This window comes from Kocuria sp. CPCC 205235 (genome assembly GCF_040980905.1).
Lineage (GTDB): Bacteria > Actinomycetota > Actinomycetes > Actinomycetales > Micrococcaceae > Kocuria > Kocuria carniphila.
The window spans coordinates 1-20057 of sequence record NZ_JAVKPR010000023.1 but is presented as its reverse complement, the minus strand read 5'-3'; the positions used below and the strand labels follow the sequence as shown (position 1 = coordinate 20057).

The following is a 20057-nucleotide window of genomic DNA, read 5'->3' as shown; positions in this document are numbered from 1 at the left end:
CCACCGTGCCTCTCGTGATGCGCTGCCGATCCAGCAGATCCCCCAAATGTGGATGAACGGGGTGATGGAGCTCTTGGGCGCCAGCTGTGCAGTGCAAGCGCCGTGGCTGATGTCCCCAGGCCAGGACATAACCGCCCAACGACATGGTCCGAGCCGGTCTCTGACGTGAGCCAGCGGCCCAAGCGTTGCTACACTGTATTGGCGCTTCACGCGCTCCGCCTCGGTAGCTCAGTGGATAGAGCAGGAGCCTTCTAATCTCTTGGTCGGGGGTTCGATTCCCTCTCGGGGCACCAAAAACCTGCCGATACATCTGAGGGGCCGTTGGAACCCTTTTTCCCAGTGGGAAGGGTTCCAACGGCCCCCCAGATGTGGTTGGCGGTCCTGGTAACGCCTAGCGTGCGTCCGGACCCCAAGCCCAATATCTCGCGCCTTGTGCTCAGTGCCCAGTGCGTTTCGGTCTGTGTCCTTTGACTTGAGTCTTGTGTCTTGTGTCTTCTGTCTTGTGCCAGCCACCTGGGTCCACGTACCCCGGGTGTCGCCCACCCTGCGATTCCGCTGCCCGAGCCGCGTGTCTGCATTCTGATTGACGTCGGGACCACGATGACTGATCCCCCGCATTCTGATCGACGTCGGGACCACGATGACTGATCCCCCGCATTCTGATCGACCGTGGAGCCAAGAATCGAAAGAGTTGAGGCTTTATTGTCGATCAGTTTGCACCGATGTCTTCGGCCCGGGTCCTACCGTCGACCGAAATGCACCGGCTGCCCGGGCCAGGGTCTCACCGTCGACTCGTGTCGGCACCTCCGGCCGCCAAGCGCCGAAAAATCCTGCAGATACGTCTGAGGGGCCGGTGGAACCCTTTTTCCCAGTGGGAAGGGTTCCACCGGCCCCTCAGGTGTTGCAGATGGTTCTATCAGCCCCCGGCGTGCGCGCGCTACGTTGCCACAGACCTCATCGCCTCTTGCCTCTTGCCTCTTGCCTCTTGCCTCTTGCCTCTTGCCTCTTGCCTCTTGCCTCTGCGAGTGTCCACGCCTATTGCCAATGCGACTGCCCATGCCAATCCCAACGTCAATGGCAATCGCAATCGCAATGCCAAGAGAGCACACGCCTAGTGCCCGTAGAACACCCGCTCGAACACGGTGCGGGACTGCCGGGTGATCCGTAGGTAATCCTCTTCCAGCTGTGATGCCGAACCGGGTTCGTACCCGATCCACCGGGCCACGGCTTCCAGGTCCACACGACGCGACGGCACGGAGTCCGAGGAACGGCCCGAGCGCAATACGTTGCCGTTTCTGATGGCCGTCGCCAGTGTCCACGCGCTCTTGAGCACCTGGGCGTCCTGGGGTGCCAAGAGATCGGCCTCGACCGCAGCTTCCAGCGCAGCCAGGGTCGATGTGGTGCGCAGGCCCTCGACCTTGTGACCGTGCTGCAACTGCAGCAGTTGAACCAGCCACTCGACATCCGAGAGCCCGCCACGACCGAGCTTCAGCTGGCGATTGGGGTCTGCACCGCGCGGCATGCGTTCACTCTCCACGCGGGCCTTCATGCGGCGCACGTCGATGAGCTGACGGTCGGTGAAATCCGCCGGATACCGGAAACGGTCGAACACTCGAACGAGCGCCGTGGCGACGTCCTCGTTGCCCGCCATGTATCGAGCCCGCGTGAGGGCCTGGAACTCCCAGGTCTGACCCCACCGGTCGTAGTACTGGGCGAAGGACTCCACCGAGCGAGCCATGGGACCCTGCTTGCCCTCGGGCCGCAGATCGTTGTCGATCTCCAACGTGCGCTCGGCAATGATGGGCGGCTTGCACGGCATCTTGAGCAGCTGCACCATGCGCGCGAAAATCTTCTCGGCCTGGGAACGTGCATCGCTGGATTCGGCTCCGTCGCGCGGCTCGAAGGCGTACATCACGTCCGCATCCGACCCGTATCCGATCTCCCGGCCACCTTGACGACCCATGGCCACGACCATCAGATCGGCCAGGTTCTCCTTGTCATCGCCCTCGCAGAGCTCTCGCTGCGCAATGTACAGAGCCCCCATCACGGTGGCCTGATCCACGTTGGACAGCCCGGTCACGACCGATTCGACCGAAGCCAAACCGCTGGTGTCCGCGAGCGCAATGCGCAACTGTTCGCGGCGTCGAATTTGCCGGATGGCGCGAATGGCCTCCTCGGGCTCGGGGTGCCGTTGCAACTGGGTGCGCATTTCCTTGGCGAGTTCATCCAGGGCGCGCGGTCGCAACTGCGGATCATCACCCAGCCAGGCAATTGCCTGCGGCGAGGTTTCCAGCAGGTCCGAGACGTACCGGGAGCTGGACAGGATCTGGCACAGTCGCTCGGCTGCGGCGTTCGAGTCGCGCAGCAGGCGCAGGAACCATGGGGTGTTGCCCATGGCCTCGGAGATTTTCCGGAAGTTGAGCAGACCGGCGTCCGGGTCCACACCCTGCGCGATCCAGTCCAACAACACCGGCAGCAGAGTTCGTAGGATCTCCGCACGTCGGCTGACCCCACGGGACAGCGCCTCGATGTGACGCATGGCCGCCTTGGTGTCCTGATAACCCAGGGCCGCCAAGCGGTCCAGCGCGGATTCGGTGGTGAGCGTCGTATCCGTGGGTGCGTTGGCCAGCGCAGCCAGCATGGGGCGGTAGAAAATCCGCTCGTGCATGGTGCGCACGGTGCGTTTGACCTTGGTCCAGTCCTCCGTGAGTACCTTGCCCGTCGGGTGACGGTTCTCCCCCGCGCCATCCACGGAGCGCGCGACCACGGACAGTTCCCGTTCGTCCCGCGGCATGAGGTGGGTACGGCGCATCCGGAACAGTTGGATGCGATGCTCGAGCAGGCGCAGCCACCGGTAGCTGCGGTGGAATTCCTCACCGTCGCTGCGGGAAATGTACCCACCGGCGGAGAGCGCCACGAGCGAATCGGTGGTGGCCTTGGTGCGCACGGTTTCATCGCTGCGACCGTGCACGAGCTGCAGCAACTGCACGGTGAATTCGACATCGCGCAAACCACCCGGGCCAAGCTTGATCTGGCGGTCCCGGTCTGCTTCGGGAATATTGTCGGTGACTCGTCGTCGCATGGCTTGGACGGATTCCACGAATCCCTCGCGCTCGGCAGAGGACCACACGAACGGTGCAATGGCGTCCTCGTAGCGCTCCCCCAGCTCGCTGTCGCCGGCAATGGCTCGGGCCTTGAGTAATGCTTGGAACTCCCACGACTTGGCCCAGCGCTTGTAGTAGCGCACGTGCGAATCCAGCGTGCGGACGAGTGGCCCGTCCTTGCCCTCGGGCCGGAGGTTGGCGTCCACTTCCCACAGCGCCGGCTCCGGACCGGACGTCATGATTGCGCGTGCCATGCCGGAGGCCAGACTCGTGGCAATCTCCGTAGCCAGCTGTTCGTCCGGCGCCTCGCCCTGGTCAGCGGCCTTGACGTCGACGACGTACACCACGTCCACGTCGGAAATATAGTTCAGCTCGCGGGCACCACACTTGCCCATTCCGATCACGGCCAAGCGCACCTGATCAACCAGGGATTGATCCCATTGTTCATTGGCCTCCGCGCGGGCCACGGCCAAACCCGCCTCTATGGCGGCTCCGGCCAGATCTGCGAGCTGTCGGCCCACGGACGGCATGTAGTCCACGGGATCCAGCGCGCCGACGTCGCGAATGGCCACCTTGGTGATGCCCCGCCGGTACGCGACCCGCAGCGCCTTGTAGGCTTCTGCGCCGGTTTCGGTGGCGGTGGGAATTTCGGACTCGGGATCCGCGCCGACCGATTCCAGTAGGGCGTCCCGGAAGACGTCCGCGTTGTCATGACCGGGTTTGTCCTGGGGTTCGATATCCAGCAGATCCAGGTTGTGCGGGGCCCGCAGCAAGAATTCACCGAGGGCTTCGGAGGCACCCAATAAGCGGAACATGGTTTCGGACTTCCGCGGATCACCGTTGACCCGTTTCGCGATCTCCGGATGCTGTTCGATCAAACGCACGATCAACTGCAACGCCGCATCCGGTGACGCGGCATGGGCCAGCCCGTCGAGCAGCAGCTCCAGATCGACGTCGTCGAGTTCACGGAAGCCCAGCCAGCGCCTGGCGTTGGTGACGTCCGCGAACCCGATGGAGATCAGCCGCTTGGCCGAGATCGTCTCCGCGCGTTCCTTGGCAGTTCCTTCCGTTGCCCCCATGGCCCCCACGCCTACAGGATTCCCAGGTTGGTACGCAGCTCGTAGGGGCTGACCTCCACCCGGTAGTTGTCCCAATCGCGGCGCTTGTTCCGCAGGAAGTAGTCGAAGACCTGCTCGCCCAGCAGCTCCGCCATGAATTCCGATTCCTCGGTCTGGCGGATGGCTTCGTGCAGGCTCGTGGGCAACGGCTGGTGGCCCACTGCACGGCGTTCGGCACTGCTCATGGCGAAGACGTCGTCCATTTCAACCGGCGGCAGCTCGTACTCGTTCTCGATGCCTTTGAGACCGGCACCCAGTAGCGCGGCGTAAGACAGGTACGGGTTGGTCGCGGAGTCGATGCCGCGGTACTCGATGCGGGAGGACTGCACCTTGTCCGGCTTGTACAGCGGTACGCGCACCAGGGCCGAGCGGTTGTTGTGTCCCCAGGACATGTAGGACGGTGCTTCGTCACCGGCCCAGAGTCGCTTGTAGGAGTTCACGAACTGATTGGTCACGGAGGTGAACTCGGGTGCGTGGCGCAACAAGCCGGCGATGAAGTGCCGGCCGGTCTTGGACAGTCGGAACTCCGCGCCGGCCTCGTAGAACGCGTTGGTGTCACCCTCGAAGAGGGAGAAGTGGGTGTGCATGCCCGAACCGGGCTGGCGGGAGAACGGTTTAGGCATGAAGGTCGCGTAGATGCCCTGGGACAACGCCACTTCTTTGACGATCGTGCGGAACGTCATGATGTTGTCCGCGGTCTGCAGCGCATCCGCGTAGCGCAGGTCGATTTCGTTCTGGCCGGGCCCGGCCTCGTGGTGGGAGAACTCCACGGAGATCCCCACGGACTCGAGCATATTCACCGCGGTGCGGCGGAAATCCTGTACAACGCCGCCGGGGACGTGATCGAAATAGCCTTCGTAGTCCACGGGGGTGGGTTCACCGGTCTTGGGATCCAGCTCCGAGGATCGCAGCAGGTAGAACTCGATCTCCGGGGCGGTGTAACACGTGAAGCCCATGTCCGCGGCCTTGTTCAGGACTCGCCGGAGCACGCCACGCGGATCGGAGGCGGAGGGCTCACCGTCAGGGGTCTTGAGGTCGCAGAACATACGGGAGGTGGGTTCATCGTCCCCGCGCCACGGCAGCAACTGGAACGTGGAGGGGTCCGGCTGCAGCAGCATGTCGGATTCGTAGACGCGTGAGAGTCCCTCGATCGACGAGCCGTCAAAGCCCAAGCCCTCATCGAACGCGGCTTCGACCTCGGCGGGAGCCAGCGCGACAGACTTCAACGTTCCCACGACATCCGTGAACCACAGACGCACGAATCGCACGTCACGATCCTCAATGGTTCGCAAAACGAATTCTTGCTGCCGATCCATGTGGAGCCACCTCGGGTATCTCGACCGTGTTGCGGATGTGGTCGCGGCACCGTGACGTCCCCGTCACAGGTGAGCCGCTACCCCAACTCTAACGGCAGGTACCCACACGCAGACGCGACGCACGAGCTCCCGGGGCGTGCGGCGTCGTCGGCGGTACCCTGGAGCAATGACCGCTACGCCCCAGTCAGACCAGGCCTCGACGACCCCCTCGCTGAGTGAGGTGACCCGCGTGCGCACGGTGCATTTGCAGCGTGCCAAGGCGCAGGGTGAGAAATTCGCGATGCTCACCAGCTACGACTCCCTGACGGCAGCCATTTTCGACGGCGCCGGCGTGGACGTCCTGCTCGTGGGAGACTCCGCAGGTAACAACGTGCTGGGTTACGAAACCACCATCCCGGTCACCGTCGACCAGATGATCCCCTTGGCCGCCGCCGTGGCTCGCGCAACTCAGCGCGCTCTTGTGGTCGTGGATCTGCCCTTCGGTTCCTACGAGGAATCCCCCGAACAAGCGGTTCGCACCTCGGTGCGCATCATGAAAGAAACCGGCGCGCACGCCGTGAAACTTGAGGCCGGCGAGGAATTGGCCGATCACGTGGCCGCCGTGGTGCGGGCGGGCATTCCCGTGATGGGCCACGTGGGATTCACGCCCCAGTCCGAACACGCGCTGGGTGGCTACCGGGTCCAGGGCAAGGGCGACGCCGCCGCCAAGCTGATTGCCGATGCTCAAGCCGTGCAGGCGGCCGGGGCCTTCGCCGTGGTCCTTGAAATGGTCTCCGCGGACGCCGCGGAGGAGGTCGAGGACATCCTCTCGATTCCCACCGTGGGCATCGGTGCCGGCAACTCCACCACGGGTCAGGTGCTCGTGTGGCAAGACATGTTGGGGCTGAGGACCGGACGCATGCCGCGATTCGTCAAGCAGTACGCCCAGCTGTCCGAGACCATCGGTGACGCCGTGGGCAGCTACGTGGCCGAGGTGAAGTCCGGCACGTTCCCCGCCGAGGAGCACAGCTTCCGCGGCTGACCTCGATCCAGACAATGCAATGGCCCGGACGTTGACGTCCGGGCCATTGGCATGTGCGGAAGGTGGCGTCACTCGCCCTTGTAGGCGGCGTCCTCATCGTCCCAGCGCTTGGTGTTCTCCGCGGCAGTCTTCAGCGCACGCGAAGCTTCCTCACGAGTGGCATACGGCCCCATGAGCTGGCGATAGTCGTCCTTAGGCCCCTCCTCGACCTGCTTGGTGTACAGGTTGTACCAGTACTCAGCCATGACATTCCCTCACTCTCACGGCGCTGCGCGCCCTTCTACAGTTCAATCCACGGGACGTGAAACCCAGGACCTCTGCCCGGCTCTGCTCCGAGCGTCTAAGGATTAGGCTAGTGCCAAGACCCGCGCAGTGCCCGCATACCGCCCGGCAGCTGCCCTTCGTTTCAACCCGTTGGAGGCAACGACCCACCGTGACATCGCACAACCTGGCCCCAGCTCCCGGATCCACCGCTCCCGTCGGGGACCTCAAACCGGGGATCATCGGACCCTCACGGACGGTCCCCGCCTCGATCACCCGCCCCGAATATGTGGGCCGCATGGATGCCAATGAAGGCAATGACTCCAACATGTACACCCCGGAGGAGATCGAGCTGGTCCGCGAAGCCGGTCGCATTGCGGCCCGCGCCCTCGAACTGGCCGGTGCCGCGGCGCAGCCGGGAGTCACCACGGACGAGCTGGACCGCATCGCCCACGAGTACATGTGCGATCACGGTGCCTACCCCTCGTGCCTGGACTACCGCGGTTTCCGCAAGTCGATCTGCACCTCTCTCAATGAGGTCATCTGTCATGGAATCCCGGACTCCACCGTGCTCGAGGACGGGGACATCGTGAACCTGGATGTCACCGCGTACAAGAACGGGATGCACGGCGACACCAACGCCACCTTCCTGGTGGGCGACGTGGACGAGGACTCCCGGCTCCTGGTGGAACGCACCCGCGAAGCCACCAACCGCGCGATCAAGGCCGTCCGCCCGGGCCGCGAGATCAACGTGATCGGTCGGGTCATCGAGAAGTACGCCAAGCGCTTCAACTACGGCGTGGTCCGCGACTTCACCGGTCACGGCGTAGGGCGCGAGTTCCACTCCGGGCTGATCATCCCGCATTACGACGCCGCCCCCGGCTACAGCACCGAGATGAAGCCGGGCATGATCTTCACGATCGAGCCCATGCTGACCCTCGGATCGATCGCGTGGGACCAGTGGGACGACGATTGGACCATCACCACTTCCGACAAGCGTCGCACCGCCCAGTTCGAACACACCATGGTTGTGACCGAAGACGGCGTGGACGTGCTCACACTCCCGTAAACTGACCGCACACTCGGGGCGTGAGAATTGCCCCTGACCACCTGGTTTCACCGTGAACCGAGAGGACCGTTCATGAGCCCCACCAAGCCCACCGACGCCGTGTCATCACTGGGTATCGGAATCGACATCGGAGGTACCGGCACCAAGGGCGGGATCGTGGATCTCAGCACCGGTGAACTCGTGGGTGACCGTTACCGCATCCCCACGCCCAACCCGGCCACTCCCGAGGCCGTGGCCAACGTGGTCAAGCAGATCGTGGACGAGCTGCAGTCGCGTCCCGAGGCTCCGGCTTCTGATTCACACGTGGGTATCGTGTTCCCGGCCATCATCAAGGACGGCGTGGCGCTCTCGGCCGCCAACGTGGACAAGTCATGGATCAACACCAACGTGGATGCGCTCATGACCGAAACCCTGGGCCGTGAAGTGGAGGCTCTCAATGACGCCGACGGCGCCGGGTTGGCGGAGGCGTACTACGGCGCGGGCCGCGACAAGACCGGTTTGGTCATGGTCATCACCCTGGGCACCGGCATCGGATCCGCAATGATCCTCAACGGCCAGCTGGTTCCCAACGCCGAGCTAGGCCACCTGGAAATCGACGGCCACGACGCCGAGACCCAGGCATCGGCGGCGGCTCGCGAACGCGAGGATCTACCATGGAAGAAATGGGCCAAGAAGCGACTGCAGCGGTATTTCTCCCACGTGGAGTTCCTGTTCTCCCCGTCCCTGTTCATCATTGGCGGCGGTGTGTCCAAGAACTCCGAGAAGTTCGTGCCGTACCTGGACCTGAAGACCCCGGTAGAGATTGCCTCACTGCGCAATAACGCGGGAATCGTGGGTGCTGCCCTGTGGGCCCAGCAGTGCCGTGATGCACAGGCGGCCAAGGCAGTGATCGACCCCGAGAAGAAGTAGCACGAACCCCGAACGCAAAGAATCCCGTTGGTACCGCGGCTTCCCCTCCGCAGTCCCAACGGGATCTTCGTGTTCTAGTTTATGTAGCTCTGGCGATTCAATCAACACCACGGAGCAGTTCATCTGTGAGCGATCGCAGGAACCCGCCCACGAACGCGTCCACCTTGACCGTGGCCAGGTGATCGGAGCCCGTGACCCCGTGATTGACGATGACCACGGGAATCCCGTTGCTCACCGCCCGACGCACATACCGTTTGCCGGAATTGACTGTCAATGACGTGCCCGCGACAAGAAGTGCCTCGGCCCTGTCGACCACCAGTTTTGCGTAACGCACCCGCTCCGCCGGCGCGTTCTCGCCGAAGAACACCACGTCGGGTTTGAGGATCCCGCTGCACACCGGACAGTCCAGGATGTTGAAGTGCTCGGTGTGTTCAATGGTGGCGTCCGCGTCCGGCGCGTATTCGATGTCGTGGCGCGTGGCGACGTCGTCGTAGAACCCGGGATTCAACGCATCCAAGCGATCCGACAACACCGCACGGGGAATGGTGGAGCGGCAACGGGTGCAGATCACCCGTTGATGGGTGCCGTGCAGGTCCAGGACGTCGATACATCCGGCTTTTTGATGCAACCGGTCGATGTTCTGGGTGATGATTCCGCAGAGCGAGCCCCGGTGTTCCAATTCCGCCAGGGCCGCGTGCGCCTCGGAAGGTTTAGCCTGGGCGACGAAGTGCCATCCGAACTGGTTACGCGCCCAGTAATGACGACGCATCCGTTTCGAGCCCATAAATTGCTGGTAGGTCATGGGCGTTCGTGGTTTCGCCCCGGGGCCCCGATAGTCCGGGATACCGGAATCGGTGCTGACGCCCGCGCCCGTGAGGACCGCCAACCGCCGTCCCGACAACGCGGAAACCGCCGCTGGCAGTCCAGCGGCGGCATCGAGGGCATGAGGATCCGGAAACTGTGTCGCGTCCAGGGGCGCCCCGTAGCCGGCGCGAATCACCCGAACGGGCATCAGTGCTGCTCGAGTTGGGCCAGCGCCTGTTCGAGGCGCTCCAATTGCCGGGGTTCCGTGACCTCGGACTCGAAAGCGTCCACGATCACGCCCTGGGAATCAAGGACAAACGTCTGCCGCTTGGCGTAACCGCCGTCCTCGGACAGAACGCCGAAGCGCCGGCTGACATCACCGTGGGGCCAGAAATCCGACAGCAACTCGAAGTCATAGGATTCCTGGCGTGCGAAAGCGTCCAGGGTGAAAGAACTGTCGGTGGAGATCCCCAGCACCTTGGCGTTGCTCATCTCGAACACCTCGGGGTGGTCCTGCAGATAGCACAGCTCACTGGTGCACACGGGTGAGAACGCGAACGGGAAGAAGATCAACACCGCGGGGTTGCCGCGCAGCTGTGAGAGCGTCACCGCGGTGCCGCGCTGGTTGGGCAGGGTGAAATCCGGTGCGGAAGACCCGACGGAGATCATGGGAGCAGCTCCTGGCGTGGCTGGTGGGTGATCGCGCACATGGTCAGAAATTGCGCTTGGGTGCCAACCGGGTGACGGACCAGTCCGCGGAAACCCGCGCGGTGGTGGTCACGTGCAACCCCGCGGTGGGGGCAGCATCTTGCACGTCGGCCGGGGAAACGTGGCCTTCGCGGCCGGCCTTGGGGGTCAGCAGCCAGACCACACCGCCCTCGTCAAGGGTCGTCTGGACGTCCACGAGTTCGTCCACCAGGTCTCCGTCGCCGTTGCGCCACCACAGAATGACGGCGTCCACCACTTCCTGGGCCTCGTCATCGAACAGCTCAGAGCCGATGGTGGCTTCGATCTGGTCCCGCAACTGAGCGTCGACGTCGTCGTCGTAACCGAACTCCTGGACGTAGTCGCCGTCCTTAAAATTGAGCTGGTCCACCGCGGACTCGTCGGGGGCCTTTGCCTCGCTCACCGTATATACTCCTTCTCGATGTAGACGTGCAACCGCCCACAGTGCCGATGCACTGACGGATGTCGTGGCCGACGGGTGCCGGACCGAACATATAAACGGTGCGATACAAGACAACACCGGATTCGAGTCTCGTTCAAGCTCCACCGCATGGAAAGCGCGGATTCAAATTGTTGTGACGACTTCTATGTGACGCGCGGAACCAGAGCCTGCCGGTATGATCACTGACCATTTATGACACGATATAGAGCAAAGCGGTACGTCCCACAGCGGGCACCGATGACGCTCCTCGCCGGGCCAACCCCGATTCACGGAGCCGATGATAGAGAGGTTGAAGTGTCTTCATCCAGCAACCACCACATTCTCAGTGGCTTGACCAATAATCTGGAGGACGCCAACTCCGAGGAAACCCAAGAGTGGATCGAATCCTTCAAGGGTCTGATCGAGACTCAGGGCACCGAACGCGCGCAGTACATCATGCGCGCCATGTTGCAGTACGCGGGTGCGCATTCGGTCGGTGTGCCCATGGTGACTACCTCGGACTACGTGAACACCATTCCCGTGGACCAGGAACCGGAATTCCCCGGCGACGAGGAGATCGAGCGCCGGTACCGCGCGTTCATCCGCTGGAACGCCGCCGTGATGGTCCACCGCGCGCAGCGCCCCGAAATCGGGGTGGGTGGCCATATTTCCTCCTACGCCGGCGTGGCCACCCTCTACGAAGTGGGCTTGAACCACTTCTTCCGCGGACCCGAGCACCCGGGTGGTGGTGACCAGATCTTCTGGCAGGGCCACTCCTCCCCCGGTAACTACGCTCGCGCCTACTTGGAAGGGCGCCTGACCGAGGAACAGCTGGATGCCTTCCGCCAGGAGAAGACCAAGGCTCCCGAGGGGCTGCCCTCGTACCCGCACCCGCGGTGCCTCCCCGATTTCTGGCAGTTCCCCACCGTATCCATGGGTATCGGTCCGATGAACGCCATTTATCAGGCGCAGTTCAACCGCTACCTGCACAACCGCGGCATCAAGGACACCTCCGACCAGCACGTGTGGGCCTTCTTGGGCGACGGCGAGATGGACGAGCCAGAGAGCCGCGGTCTGCTGCAGCTGGCCGCCAACGACAAGTTGGACAACCTCACGTTCGTGGTCAACTGCAACCTGCAGCGACTCGACGGCCCGGTGCGCGGTAACGGCAAGATCATCCAGGAGCTCGAAGCGTTCTTCCGTGGCGCGGGCTGGAACGTCATCAAGGTCGTGTGGGGCCGCGAGTGGGATTCCCTGCTTGAGAAGGACAAGACCGGCGACCTCGTTCGGATCATGAACGAAACGCTCGATGGTGATTACCAGACGTACAAGGCCGAGTCCGGTGGATTCGTGCGCGATCACTTCTTCGGCAAGTCCCCGGAGACCAAGGAATTGGTGGCCGATCTCTCCGATGACGAGATCTGGAACCTGAAGCGCGGCGCTCACGACTACAACAAGGTCTATGCCGCGTATAAGGCAGCACTGGAGCACAAGGGCCAGCCCACGGTGATTCTGGCCCAGGCCATCAAGGGTTACGGACTGGGATCGCACTTCGAGGCGCGTAACGCAACGCACCAGATGAAGAAGTTGACCCTGGACGACCTCAAGGCCTTCCGCGATCGCATGCGCATCCCGATCAGCGACGAAGAGCTCGAAAAGGATCTGCACGGCGCGCCGTACTACCACCCGGGTGCCGATTCGCCGGAGATCAAGTACATGCTCGAGCTGCGTAAGGAACTGGGTGGCTTCACCCCCGACCGCCCGCACGAGCAGAAGGAGATCACCCTTCCCTCGGACAAGGCGTTCAAGTCCGCGAAGAAGGGCTCCGGTAAGCAGCTCGCCGCGACCACCATGGCGTTCGTGCGCATCCTCAAGGATCTGATGCGTGAGAAGGACTTCGGTCAGCGCATCGTGCCGATCGTGCCCGACGAAGCCCGTACGTTCGGTATGGACTCGTTCTTCCCGACGTCCAAGATCTACAACCCGAACGGGCAGAACTACCTGTCCGTGGACCGCGAACTGATGCTGGCCTACAAGGAGTCCGAGCAGGGCGTCATCCTGCACCCGGGTATCAACGAGGACGGCGCAGTGGCCGCGTTCACCGCGGCGGGCACCTCCTACGCCACCCAGGGCGAACCGATGATCCCGTTCTACATCTTCTACTCGATGTTCGGCTTCCAGCGCACCGGTGACGTGTTCTGGGCCGCAGCGGACCAGTTGGCGCGTGGCTTCATCATCGGCGCGACCGCCGGTCGCACCACGCTGGCCGGTGAAGGTCTCCAGCACATGGACGGCCACTCGCCCTTGTTGGCCGCGACCAACCCCGCCGTGATCCACTACGACCCCGCCTACGGCTACGAAATCGCGCACATCATCAAGCGCGGCATCGAGCAGATGTACGGCACGGCCGACGAGGACCACAACGTCATGTACTACCTCACGGTGTACAACGAGCCCATCCACCAGCCTGCCGAGCCGGAGAACGTGGATGTCGAGGGCATCGTCAAGGGCATCTACCTGCTCAAGCCGGCCGAGAATGAGGGTCCCCGTGCGCAGTTGCTCGCCTCCGGTGTGGGTGTGCCGTGGGCCATCGAAGCTCAGAAGATCCTCGCGGAGGACTGGGGTGTTTCCGCCGATGTGTGGTCGGTAACTTCGTGGATCAACCTGCGTCGCGACGCGCAGGCCGCCGAGGAAGAAGCGTTCCTCAACCCCAACGAGGGTGCCCGCACCCCGTACGTGGCCCAGGCTCTGGCGGGTGCCACCGGTCCCGTCGTCGCCACGAGCGACTTCGCCTCGGACCTGCCGGACATGATCCGGCAGTACGTGCCCAACGACTGGGCATCCCTGGGTGCGGACGGGTTCGGATTCTCTGACACCCGCGCCGGCGCTCGTCGCTTCTTCAACATCGACGCTCACTCGATGGTGGTGCGCACTCTGGAGATGCTGGCCAAGCGCGGTGAGGTCGACTGGTCCGCTCCGGCCCAGGCGATCGACAAGTACGACCTGCTCAACCCGAACGCCGGTACCTCCGGCAACGCCGGCGGCGAGGCCTGATCTCGCCGACCGCACGGTGACGGTTCCCGGGACACGCTCCCGGTAACCGTCACCCGGAATCGACCCTGACGCCCGCTCACGAAACCGTGGGCGGGCGTCAGGGTTTTGGATGCACTAACCTCATTCCATGGCTTCCGATTCCAAGGGCACGGCTCCCGCACGACAACGCTCCTCTCGACGTGTGACGTGGCCCCTGCGTAATCGACCTGCCGGAAGCCCCCATCCGCGCACCCTGGACAATCTCAAGGCCAATCTGGGCCAGGTTTCCACCGTGGCCGTCCAACGGCTGAGCACTACGTTGCCGTGGTTCTCCCAGCTGCGCGCCGATGAACGCTCCGAGCTCGGGCTCCTGGCTCAGCGCGGTATCTCCTCCTTCGTGCGCTGGTACGAGGACCCGCAAGAGCCGGTCTGGGTGCTCACGGAAGTCTTCAAGCAGGCGCCCACCGAACTCACCCGTTCCATTTCCCTGCAGAACGCGCTGCAGGTCCTGCGCATTGTGGTGGACGTCGTGGAGGAAAAAGTTCCCGAGCTCGCGCAGCCCAGTGACGAGAGCGCATTGCGCGAGGCCGTGCTGCGCTTCTCCCGGGAAGTGGCCTTTGCCGCCGCGGACGTCTATGCCAAGGCCGCCGAGAACCGCGGCTCGTGGGACGCCCGGTTGGAGTCACTCGTGGTGGACGGGATCCTGCGCGGGGACCGCTCGGATTCCATCCGTTCCCGGGTCGCCGCGCTCGGGTGGACGGATCAGGGTCAGGTCACAGTCATGGTGGGTACGGCACCGGCCACCACCGGGCCGGGCAGTGTGGACAAGATCCGCCGTTCCGCAACCCGCCATGCCGCGGAGTGCTTGGTCTCGATCCAGACCGATCGCCTGGTGCTCGTCCTGGGTGACGTCGAGGACCCCCGACGCGCTCTTCCCAGACTCGCGTCCGTGTTCGGTGAGGGGCCCGTGGTCTTCGGCCCCGCCGTCGACACGGTGTTCGATGCGAAATACTCCGCCGACCGCGCGTCGGCAGGGTTCCGAGCGACGTCGGCGTGGCCCCAGGCCCCGAGGCCCGTGGACTCCGAGGACGTGTGGCCCGAACGCGCCATGTCCGGCGATCCACTGGCCCTGCGAGCGATGGTCGACGCCGTGTGGGAACCGCTGTCCAGCTCCTCTACCGGACTGGTGGACACCCTCAGCACCTACTTCAGTGTGGGTAATTCTCTCGAGGCCACGTCTCGCGAACTGTTCGTCCACGCCAACACCGTGCGCTATCGGCTGCGCAGGGTCTGCGACATCACCGGGTGGGACCCCTTGATCCCCAGAGATGCCTTCGTGCTGCACTGCGCCATGGTCGCGGGTCGCCTGAACTCGCCCCAATAGGGTGGGTTTGTAGGACTCGCACAAAGCAGCACACACCACTTGGTGGCCGAGAACACCCCCGATCCGGTCACGATTTGGTGAAATAGGATGGTGATTGCCGTAGTTTGCCCGGGTCAGGGCTCCCAGAAACCAGGTTTCCTCCGCGAATGGCTGACCGTGGACGGTGTGCCAGAGCATGTAGCGCAACTGTCCGAGGCCGCCGGGCTGGATCTCGCCCATTACGGCACCGAAGCGGACGAGGAAACGATCAAGGACACTGCCGTCGCACAGCCCCTCATCGTGGCGGCAGGACTCATCGCCGGACGGCTGCTGGCCAACTCCTGGAAGGACCGCGATGACATCGTCTTCGCGGGTCACTCCGTGGGCGAGATCACCGCCGCCGCTCTGTCGGGCGTACTGAGCGAGGCGGACGCCATGCGATTCGTCCGGGTTCGCGCCACCGAAATGGCCAAGGCCGCCGCGGCAACGCCCACGGGCATGGCCGCAGTTCTCGGCGGCAAGGCCGACGACGTCGCCGAGGCCATCGCAGCAGCCGGCACCTCCCCCGCCAACGCCAATGGTGGTGGCCAGGTCGTTGCGGCCGGCACCCTGGAGCAGTTGGCTGCATTGAAGGAGAATCCCCCGGCCCGCGCCAAGGTGATCCCCCTCAAGGTGGCCGGGGCCTTCCACACCGAGCACATGGCTCCCGCGCTGGAACCGCTGCGTGAGCTGGCTCCGCAGCTGTCCCCGCAGGACCCCGCCCACACGTTGTTGACCAACTTCGACGGCTCGGTCATCGCCTCGGGAACCGACGTTCTCGAATCCCTCGTGGAGCAGGTCTGTCGCCCCGTGCGCTGGGACGCCTGCATGGACACCATGGCCGAGCTGGACGTGGAGCAGCTCGTCGAGCTTCCGCCGGCCGGCACTCTGGCGGGGCTGGCCAAGCGCGGCCTGAAATCTGCACAGGCAACCGCGGTTAACACACCCGAAGATCTTGAAGCGGTCCGGAGTATTCTGAGCTGACAACGGTGCCTCGCCATCGCGCAGCACGCAACGGATTCGCACCAAGTAAGGAGTCAGCCTCTCGTGGCGACCATTAAGCAGAACACCCCGAACGCCCATTCCAAGATCTTCGGTATGGGTGCCTACCGTCCTTCCGTGACGGTCACCAATGACGACGTGTGCCAGTGGATCGAGTCCTCGGACGAGTGGATCGTCAAGCGCACCGGTATTCACACCCGAAAGCGTGCTCCCAAGGAAGTCTCCGTGCTGGAGATGGCCGAGCACGCCGCGCGTGAAGCCCTGGAGAACGCCGGACTCACGGGCGAGCAGTTGAGCACGATCATCGTCTCGACCGTGACGTTCCCGTACATGACGCCCTCGTTGGCGGCCAAGCTCGCGGATCGCATTGGTGCGACCCCGGCGGCTGCCTACGACGTCTCGGCGGCCTGCGCCGGTTACTGCTACGGCATCGCCCAGGCGGACGCGCTCGTGCGTTCCGGTGCGGCCACCAACGTTCTGGTGATCGGTGCCGAGAAGCTCTCGGACGTGATCGATAACGGTGAGCGTTCCATTTCGTTCCTGCTCGGTGACGGCGCCGGAGCTGCGGTCATCGGCCCCTCGGACGAGCCCGGCATTGGTCCCTCCGTCTGGGGTTCGGACGGTTCCAAGTGGGACGCCATTCGCATGACTCACCCGCTCACCGACATCCTGACGGTGGAGCAGGGCGGCGAACGCACCTTCTCCAAGGACCTCACGGACCCGGAGACCGGCGAAATGCGCCCGGACGCCACCCTGTGGCCCACGCTGCGTCAGGACGGCCAGACGGTCTTCCGTTGGGCCTCGTGGGAAGGCGCGCGCGTCGCTCAGGAAGCGCTCGACGCCGCAGGTTTGGCTCCCGAGGAATTGGCCGCTTTCGTGCCCCACCAGGCGAACATGCGGATCATCGATCAGATGGCCAAGGTGCTCAAGCTGCCCGAGTCGGTCATCATCGCCCGCGACATTGCGGACGCGGGTAACACCTCTGCCGCATCCATCCCCTTGGCCACACACCGCCTGCTCGCGGAGCACCCGGAACTGTCCGGAAAGCCCTCGTTGCAAATCGGTTTCGGTGCGGGTCTGGTTTACGGCGCCCAAGTGGTGCTGCTGCCCTAAACCCGCCAGTGAGGTGTCGTAGGGTTAGACCGCACACCTTATGTTCTTGGATCGTTCCGGTTGAATCGGTGCGAACCACAGCGACAGCTCACCAGAGCGTCGTCGTTCAATAGCAAGGTCGCGTGATGCGACCCCAGAGAAAGGAAGCCACCATGGCGAGCAAAGACGAAATCCTGGCCGGCCTGGCAGAAATCGTGAACGAAGAGACCGGCCTGGAGACCGAAGCTGTCCAGCTCGACAAGTCCTTCACCGACGATCTCGACATCGACTCGATCTCGATGATGACCATCGTGGTCAACGCCGAGGAGAAGTTCGACGTGACCATTCCTGACGAAGAGGTCAAGAACCTCAAGACCGTCGAGGACGCCGTCAACTTCATCGACAACGCTCAGGCCTGAGCCTTCGATGAAGCGCGGCGTGCTGGGCGGCCCTTCACGGGTCATCCGCACGCCGCGCTTCGTCTACCGGACCCCTGGCCACCGCCAGCCTCCGGAACCCATGCGATCCCGGACACGAGGAAGTGCAGATAATGTCCCGCAAAGTAGTTGTCACCGGCTTGGGAGCCATCACCCCCATCGGTGAAAACGTCCAGGAAACCTGGGCCAACGCTCTCAAGGGCGTCTCCGGTGTTCACGCCCTGGAAAATGACTGGGTCGAACAATACGACTTGGCGGTCCGCATCGGCGCGACCGCCCCCGCCCCGTCGGAAGACGTGGTCTCCCGCGTCCAGGCCAAACGTCTGGACCCCTCAGGACAGTTTTCCGTGGCTGCCGCACGTGAAGCCTGGAACGATGCCGGTTTCTCCGGCGACACCGCGGACACCAGCGACGAACTGGATCCCACCCGCGTGGGCGTGGCCTTCGGCACAGGTATCGGTGGCGTGTGGACCCTCTTGGATGCTTGGGACACCATGCAGGCCAAGGGTGCGCGCCGCGTCAAGCCCATGACCGTTCCCATGCTCATGCCCAACGGCAATGCCTCGTCCGTGAGTATGGAGTTCAAGGCCCGTGCGTGCGCCATCACCCCGGTGTCGGCGTGCGCCTCAGGCACCGAGGCCTTCTACCAGGGTCTCAACTTGATCCGCGAGGGCAAGGCGGACGTGGTCATCGTGGGCGGCGCAGAAAGTGCGATCCACCCCGTGACCATCGCGGCCTTCAACTCGATGCAGGCCCTGTCTCGTCGCAACGACGATCCGCAGGCTGCATCGCGCCCCTTCGACATCGACCGTGACGGCTTCGTCATGGGCGAGGGCGCCGGAGCATGCATCCTGGAATCAGAGGAACATGCCAAGGCCCGCGGCGCCAAGATCTATGCCGAGCTTGCCGGTGCAGGTCTCAGCGCGGACGCGCACCACATTACCTCCCCGGCCATCGGCGACGAAGGTGGCCCCGCGCGCGCACTGCGGGAGTCCATGGTCTCAGGTGGTTTCGAGCCCTCCGAGATCAAGCACGTCAACGCACACGCGACCTCCACGCCCGTGGGTGACATCCCGGAGGCCGGTGCCCTCCGCGCCGCGTTCGGCTCCGAGGTGGACAGTATGGCTGTCTCGGCCACCAAGTCCATGACCGGTCACCTGCTGGGTGGCTCCGGTGCCGTGGAAGGTGTGCTCACCATCCTGGCGCTCAAGAACCGGATTGCGCCGTGCACCATCAACCTGGACAACCAGGACCCGAAGATCGATCTGGATGTGGTGACCACGGCCCGCGATTTGCCCTCGGGTGACATGGTGGCCATTTCCAACTCGTTCGGTTTTGGCGGTCACAACTCCGTGGCGGCCTTCCGCTCCGTCTAGGAGTCGGCTACCGACTGAGAAACAAAGAGCCCCGGCTCGCACCGCTGACGGAAAGCGGTGCGAGCCGGGGCTCTTTGTCGTGGGGCGTTGACGTACGTTACTGGTGCGGGCGCCATCGGGAACTCCCGAGCATCATCGACTCAGGCGTTGTCTCCGGGCGCTGCGGGACGTGTTTCCTGTGAACGTGTCCTAGCTGACGCGGTGCAACCAGCGAACGGGAGCGCCCTCGGCCGCGTGGCGGAACGGTTCGAGTTCCTCGTCCCAGGCTTCACCCAGGGCCACCGACAGTTCCGTGAGGAGCAGGGTGGGATCTCCGGCGGCGGCCTCGTAGGCGTAGCGGATTCTGTCCTCGCAGACCACGATATTGCCGGCTACGTCCGTGGTGGCATGGAAAATTCCCAAATCGGGCGTGAACGACCAACGCGAGCCATCGTTGCCGCGGCTGGGGTTCTCGGTGACCTCGAAGCGCACGCGGCCCAGGGTGCGCAGGGCGGAAGCCAAGAGGGCACCTGTACCGGCGACCCCGGACCACTCGAGTTCGGTGCGCATGGCACCGGGTTCGGCGTTCTGAGGGGTCCACTCAAGATCCGTTCGCTGTCGCGAAACGGACTCCAGAGCCCACTGGATGTGGGGGCACAGCGCCTGGGGTGCGGAGTGCACATACAGCACACCGCGGGTGGTTGGTGAAGACATAGCCTGTTCCTCCGTCATGTAGGTACGTCTTCCCCAACGCCCTGCACGGAGTTCTTCGGTTCACCACCGCAGACACATTTAGTTGTTTCACAGCCACCATGAGTCCTTCTCGCGGATTCGAGGCCGGTGGATCAACTCGCGTGGCTGCTGGCACCCATTGTTCAGGAGGGACGTGTGCGGGTCAACCTAACGACGAGACTCAGCTAAAAGGTCCGGGAACGGGAGCGGGTGCCTCACGTAAGAATGTCCGCGTAGTTCCCTGGGGTGATGAGC

16 protein-coding genes and 1 tRNA gene are annotated in these 20057 nt (G+C 63.9%); 10 read left to right on the top strand and 7 right to left on the bottom strand.

Annotated elements, in window-relative coordinates:
- Positions 1-217 precede the first annotated feature (217 nt).
- Positions 218-293, top strand: a tRNA-Arg gene (locus tag RF638_RS13240).
- An 818-nt stretch (positions 294-1111) separates the two neighbouring features.
- Here the strand turns inward: RF638_RS13240 and RF638_RS13235 are convergent.
- A complete protein-coding gene (locus RF638_RS13235) occupies positions 1112-4183 on the bottom strand; it encodes a bifunctional [glutamine synthetase] adenylyltransferase/[glutamine synthetase]-adenylyl-L-tyrosine phosphorylase (RefSeq protein WP_368842209.1) in 3072 nt (1023 codons plus the stop codon).
- A gap of 11 nt (positions 4184-4194) precedes the next feature.
- Positions 4195-5538 carry a type I glutamate--ammonia ligase gene (glnA, locus tag RF638_RS13230; RefSeq protein WP_095798244.1) on the bottom strand — a complete coding sequence of 448 codons (1344 nt, stop codon included), beginning with the start codon at positions 5536-5538 and terminating at the stop codon, positions 4195-4197.
- Between the two features lie 166 nt (positions 5539-5704).
- On the opposite strand from glnA, the gene panB reads away from it, so the two are divergent.
- A complete protein-coding gene (gene panB, locus RF638_RS13225; RefSeq protein WP_095798245.1) occupies positions 5705-6559 on the top strand; it encodes a 3-methyl-2-oxobutanoate hydroxymethyltransferase in 855 nt (284 codons plus the stop codon).
- Between the two features lie 68 nt (positions 6560-6627).
- On the opposite strand, the gene RF638_RS13220 is transcribed toward panB, so the two are convergent.
- Complete coding sequence (locus RF638_RS13220) at positions 6628-6804, bottom strand: SPOR domain-containing protein (RefSeq protein WP_143469992.1); 177 nt, start codon at positions 6802-6804, stop codon at positions 6628-6630.
- Between the two features lie 188 nt (positions 6805-6992).
- On the opposite strand from RF638_RS13220, the gene map reads away from it, so the two are divergent.
- Both map and ppgK read left to right on the top strand, forming a co-directional pair.
- Entirely contained in the window at positions 6993-7889 is an 897-nt protein-coding gene (gene map / locus RF638_RS13215; RefSeq protein ID WP_368842208.1) for a type I methionyl aminopeptidase, read from the top strand.
- Between the two features lie 72 nt (positions 7890-7961).
- Positions 7962-8798, top strand: coding sequence for a polyphosphate--glucose phosphotransferase (gene ppgK / locus RF638_RS13210; protein ID WP_368842207.1), 837 nt, complete (start codon positions 7962-7964; stop codon positions 8796-8798).
- Between the two features lie 97 nt (positions 8799-8895).
- Here ppgK and RF638_RS13205 read toward each other — a convergent pair whose 3' ends face one another.
- The 3 genes from RF638_RS13205 to RF638_RS13195 are packed head-to-tail and all read right to left on the bottom strand — an operon-like array spanning position 8896 to position 10731.
- Entirely contained in the window at positions 8896-9810 is a 915-nt protein-coding gene (locus tag RF638_RS13205) for a Sir2 family NAD-dependent protein deacetylase (protein ID WP_095798248.1), read from the bottom strand.
- Entirely contained in the window at positions 9810-10271 is a 462-nt protein-coding gene (locus RF638_RS13200; protein ID WP_129700560.1) for a peroxiredoxin, read from the bottom strand. The genes RF638_RS13205 and RF638_RS13200 overlap by 1 nt, the downstream gene beginning before the upstream one ends.
- 43 nt (positions 10272-10314) lie before the next feature.
- Positions 10315-10731 carry a DUF3052 domain-containing protein gene (locus tag RF638_RS13195; RefSeq protein WP_368842205.1) on the bottom strand — a complete coding sequence of 139 codons (417 nt, stop codon included), beginning with the start codon at positions 10729-10731 and terminating at the stop codon, positions 10315-10317.
- Positions 10732-11064: 333 nt separating this feature from the next.
- Between RF638_RS13195 and aceE the strand changes: the two genes are divergently transcribed.
- From aceE to RF638_RS13165, 6 genes are all read left to right on the top strand, one after another.
- Complete coding sequence (gene aceE / locus RF638_RS13190) at positions 11065-13803, top strand: pyruvate dehydrogenase (acetyl-transferring), homodimeric type (protein WP_368842204.1); 2739 nt, start codon at positions 11065-11067, stop codon at positions 13801-13803.
- Positions 13804-13930: 127 nt separating this feature from the next.
- Positions 13931-15166: a PucR family transcriptional regulator gene (locus RF638_RS13185; RefSeq protein ID WP_368842203.1), complete on the top strand. Its 1236-nt coding sequence runs from the start codon at positions 13931-13933 to the stop codon at positions 15164-15166.
- A 90-nt stretch (positions 15167-15256) separates the two neighbouring features.
- The gene (locus RF638_RS13180) at positions 15257-16168 is read left to right on the top strand and encodes an ACP S-malonyltransferase (RefSeq protein WP_315278150.1); all 912 of its coding nucleotides are present in this window, start codon (positions 15257-15259) and stop codon (positions 16166-16168) included.
- A gap of 63 nt (positions 16169-16231) precedes the next feature.
- A complete protein-coding gene (locus RF638_RS13175) occupies positions 16232-17299 on the top strand; it encodes a beta-ketoacyl-ACP synthase III (protein ID WP_368629275.1) in 1068 nt (355 codons plus the stop codon).
- Between the two features lie 152 nt (positions 17300-17451).
- The gene (locus RF638_RS13170; protein ID WP_016996935.1) at positions 17452-17697 is read left to right on the top strand and encodes an acyl carrier protein; all 246 of its coding nucleotides are present in this window, start codon (positions 17452-17454) and stop codon (positions 17695-17697) included.
- Positions 17698-17828: 131 nt separating this feature from the next.
- Positions 17829-19091: a beta-ketoacyl synthase gene (locus tag RF638_RS13165; RefSeq protein WP_259917139.1), complete on the top strand. Its 1263-nt coding sequence runs from the start codon at positions 17829-17831 to the stop codon at positions 19089-19091.
- Positions 19092-19280: 189 nt separating this feature from the next.
- Here RF638_RS13165 and RF638_RS13160 read toward each other — a convergent pair whose 3' ends face one another.
- The gene (locus RF638_RS13160) at positions 19281-19784 is read right to left on the bottom strand and encodes a DUF3145 domain-containing protein (protein ID WP_129700551.1); all 504 of its coding nucleotides are present in this window, start codon (positions 19782-19784) and stop codon (positions 19281-19283) included.
- Between the last annotated feature and the right edge of the window lie 273 nt (positions 19785-20057).